We start from the raw sequence: 3,845 nt of genomic DNA, 5'->3' as shown, positions 1-3,845 counted from the left end.
GCTGATAGGCCAATTCCCGTTGCGGCGGCAGCCGGTCCCCCTGCGCCAGTGTGCCGGAACTTATGTCCGCCTCCAGAGCATCTGCGATTGCCAGATAAATCGGTCCCTGAACGGCCTCAATATTGGGTATCCACATTGTCATGAGAACAATGTTTACATTGACGGATACAATTTCTCAAGACAATTAGTATCTCCGCCTATTTTGTATCGATTGTATCTATCTGTTGCCTGGAGACAACTCATGGACCTCGCCACGTTTCTTGCATTTGCGGTGTTTGTCATTGTCATGACCGGCACTCCCGGCCCGGGAAACCTGACTTTTCTGGCAATCGGGGCGTCTGCGGGGTATCGGACGGCGTTTCCGGTAATCGTCGCGTCTCAACTGGGATCAATGCCGCTGAAACTCAGTGTCGCCTATGGTCTCGGCCATGTCATGGCGGGCGGCGGTCCGATTGTTGCTGTCTTCAAGGTTCTGAGTATGGCCTACATGACCTATCTGGCGTGGCGGATCATCTCATTGACGGTCAAACCAAAAGGGGAAGTCGCACTGCCGAGCTTTTGGGAAGGTCTTCTGATCCACCCGCTCAGTCCGAAAACCTGGGCAATGAACCTTGTAGCGTTTTCCACGTTCCTTGCGGGTAACGGCCTCGGCATTCATGAAAACGCACTCATTCTCGTCACTGGATTTTCGCTCGGTGGCCTGATTTTTCATTCTCTCTGGGCGCTTGCCGGAGTTTCGATCCTCGCATTGATCGGTGACGGACCGTTGATGAGGGCAATTACCATCACAATGGCGATCGCCATGCTGGCAGCAACGGTTTGGGCGCTCGCCCTCTAATGACTTCTTCATATGACTGAGGCCGAAATGTCCGTTCTCAACTTCTCCTATGCGACCATCAAGGATGCAAAAGCATTCAGTGACTATGTCCGTAAGGCATCAAGCCTCATGGCAGAATGGCATGTTGAAGTCGTGGTTCGCGGGACATATCGCGCAACCATGCGCGGCGATGAAAAAGCACAACATGTCGCCGCTGTATTCCGGTATCCGGATATGCACACCGCCAGGCGGTTCTATGCCTCTGATGTCTATCAGAAGCTCATTCCTCTTCGCGATGCCGCCTGCGAAATGGAAATTCAGTTTTACGAAGAATGAGTCTGTCACCGACCATTGATCAGGTAAGTCATTGACTGGAGGAAACGCTAACGCGATCCCCGGTCAAGTTCCTCCTGCCATTTCTGGTCCAGCGAGGAAATGCCCCTTGGAGCTTCATCGAACCCTATATCCTTCCTGAGTTCAGGCGTCAGGTCGCTTCTATTGAGACGGACCCGCTTTTTTTTCAAAGGAGCGTTGAACAGTGCTGAAATAAACCTGACTAGGGAAAAGGCGATTCTCCTTTTCCTTGAACTTGCATTCTGTTCGCAACAAACCTGATCTGACATTGTTGTAACTCCATATCTTTGTGAGTTACATATCGGTTCATTGTGCCTACGTGACCAACGAAATATCAACAAGCATGCATAAGGGAGATTTATGCATGATTACCAACCTGCCGCCCCTCTCTGCCATTCGCGCCTTTGAGGCTGCCTGTCGTCATCTGAGCTTCACCAAAGCGGGTAACGAACTCGGCCTCACTCAGGCAGCCGTCAGCTATCAGATAAAGCTGCTGGAGGAGAAGCTCGGTTTTCCGGTCTTTGTACGAAAGACGCGCAGGATCGAGCTGACGCAGAAGGGTGCTCTTCTTGCCGAAGGCATTGTAGAAGCCTTCAGCCGGATGCGGCAAACCTTTCAGGATGTGCAGGATACAGACGCCAGCGAACTGGTCATTTCGAGCAATACGACATTCGCAGTGAACTGGCTCGCATCGCGCATGTTTTCATTCCAGATGCAAAATCCGGATATCGCCGTACGGCTGGTTTCATACGGTCCCTGGGAGAAACCGAAATTTGACCAGTCGGATGTAACGATTTCCGCCTGTTATCTGCCGCCGAAAGGGAGCTTATATATTCCTTTGGTCGCAGCGACGTTTACACCGATGGTCGCGCCGCAGCTTGCTGACAGCATTGGCGGGCTAAACAGTCCGGAAGATCTGCTCAAGCTTCCGATTATCGATCCGGATGATCCCTGGTGGCGCACCTGGTTCGATGCGGCGGGACTGCCCGATGCGGATCTTACCAAATGGCCGACCTCCCGCATGGGGTCGCAGGCGCTTGAAGCCAACAGAGCTATAGCCGGACAGGGCGCAGCCATTCTGACACCTTATTTTTGCAGGCAGGCCTTACGGGAAGGTCAGCTCATTCAGCCTTTTGATCTCGTATGTGAAGCAAAAGACGAATCCTGGTCGCTCAGTTATCCGCGCCAGAACAAGAACAGCAGGAAAGTCCGCCTGTTCCGGGACTGGATCGTCTCGGAACTGAACAGGGACGGCCTCCGGTGTCCGGAGCCCATTCTGCTTGGTGATGACCAAAGCACGCTCCCGATTCAATCCTCTGAAGGATAAAGGCCCTGTTCTTTCAGTGCCTGAATCAGATCGCGCACTCGATCCGCGTTGTCGGTGGCCAGATCGCCGTGCCGGTTCCAAATACCGTTTTCAAATCCGATCCTGGCCTTGCCGCCCATCTGAATGGCTCGCACCAGGCATTCGGTTTCCCGATGTCCGAAGGCACAAATGGCCCAGTCCAGAACCAGACCGCCTTGTGCAGGTGCCATTGTTTCCAGAAACGGTTCCAGATCTTCCGGCGTGCTTTCCAGATCCGTTGCGTATCGACCCAGCACAAAGAGCAATTGATGATGTGTTCCCGGGATGACACCGGATGCGGTGAAGGCGAAGAAGTGCTCCAGATCCTGCGGGGTGTAAAGAATGTGCTGAATGGCGATTTTTTCGCCAAGTGCCCACGTGTAGAACTCTCCAGCCGCTACAACATCGTCGTCCGGAATCATCTCTCGGAGGGCTATCGAAACGGCTTTGGGCCTTACCTTGTGCACAAGATCACGTTGTTCATGTGGGCCGTAGATACCGACAGCTTCCGTGGTGATCTGAACCTGCATTTCCGGAACGGTGCGGGATAATTCGGACAGAAGGGTTTTGTATAGTCCGGCATCCAGAACATGCATTCCCGCATCGTTGCGAACAAGGGCATGAAGCCCCGTGGCCCCGGCTTCGTGACAGGCCTTGGCTGTTTCGACAGTTTCGATAACGCTCATGGGAAGAGCCGGATGATCGTCTTTTGTTTTCCGCGCGCCGTTGGGCGCCGCCATGATCAATGGCAGCGGTTGAAATTCCGCAGTATCCGTCATTTCTAGAGAACCGCTTTCAGCGCCTGATCGAGCTTATCGGTGATCTCTCCAATATGGCGATCTTCGAGAATGAATGGGGGTGCAAGCAGGACGTGATCGCCCTTGACGCCGTCGATGGTCCCGCCCATCGGATAACAGATTAGTCCCGCTTCGAATGCCGCCTTCTTGAAGGCCTTGTTGATGCCTCGCTTGGGGTCAAACGGTGTCTTGCTGCTTCTGTCTTCGACAAATTCAATGCCGCGGAAAAGGCCTCGACCCCGAATGTCGCCGACATGGGGATGCTGTCCGAAGGCATCTTTGAGTGCCGCATCAAGTTTTTCCCCCATGGGGAATACTCGATCCACAACTCCGCCTGATAGCTTGCGAAACACGGTAAGCGCTGCCGCACAGGCCGTCGGGTGGCCGATATAAGTGTGGCCGTGCTGAAAGAAGCCGGATCCGGTCTCGATGGCCTGATAGATTTCAGCCGTGCACAACATGGCACCAATCGGCTGGTAGCCTGCACCGAGGCCCTTGGCAATGCACAGAATGTCCGGTGCAACACCGTCCT

6 protein-coding genes are annotated in these 3,845 nt (G+C 53.8%); 3 read left to right on the top strand and 3 right to left on the bottom strand.

The features are described 5' to 3' along the window. The coding region (locus tag K5905_RS29405; protein WP_297591114.1) for a GntR family transcriptional regulator at positions 1-136 on the bottom strand (136 nt) is incomplete at its 3' end. A gap of 105 nt (positions 137-241) precedes the next feature. Between K5905_RS29405 and K5905_RS29400 the strand changes: the two genes are divergently transcribed. The 3 genes from K5905_RS29400 to K5905_RS29390 all read left to right on the top strand — a co-directional run bounded on the left by K5905_RS29400 (position 242) and on the right by K5905_RS29390 (position 2,498). Further along, positions 242-838 carry a LysE family translocator gene (locus K5905_RS29400; RefSeq protein ID WP_297591112.1) on the top strand — a complete coding sequence of 199 codons (597 nt, stop codon included), beginning with the start codon at positions 242-244 and terminating at the stop codon, positions 836-838. Between the two features lie 27 nt (positions 839-865). After that, a complete protein-coding gene (locus K5905_RS29395; RefSeq protein WP_297591109.1) occupies positions 866-1,153 on the top strand; it encodes a DUF1330 domain-containing protein in 288 nt (95 codons plus the stop codon). Positions 1,154-1,535: 382 nt separating this feature from the next. Then, positions 1,536-2,498: a LysR family transcriptional regulator gene (locus K5905_RS29390; RefSeq protein ID WP_297591106.1), complete on the top strand. Its 963-nt coding sequence runs from the start codon at positions 1,536-1,538 to the stop codon at positions 2,496-2,498. Here the strand turns inward: K5905_RS29390 and K5905_RS29385 are convergent. Further along, positions 2,480-3,295: a 3-keto-5-aminohexanoate cleavage protein gene (locus K5905_RS29385; protein ID WP_297591103.1), complete on the bottom strand. Its 816-nt coding sequence runs from the start codon at positions 3,293-3,295 to the stop codon at positions 2,480-2,482. The two genes, K5905_RS29390 and K5905_RS29385, sit on opposite strands and share 19 nt — an antisense overlap. A gap of 2 nt (positions 3,296-3,297) precedes the next feature. Beyond that, a partial coding sequence (locus tag K5905_RS29380) for an aminotransferase class III-fold pyridoxal phosphate-dependent enzyme (protein WP_297591101.1) occupies positions 3,298-3,845 on the bottom strand: 548 nt, incomplete at its 5' end.

The organism is Roseibium sp., assembly GCF_025698965.1.
GTDB lineage: Bacteria > Pseudomonadota > Alphaproteobacteria > Rhizobiales > Stappiaceae > Roseibium.
This window is presented reverse-complemented; position numbering and strand designations above follow the sequence as displayed.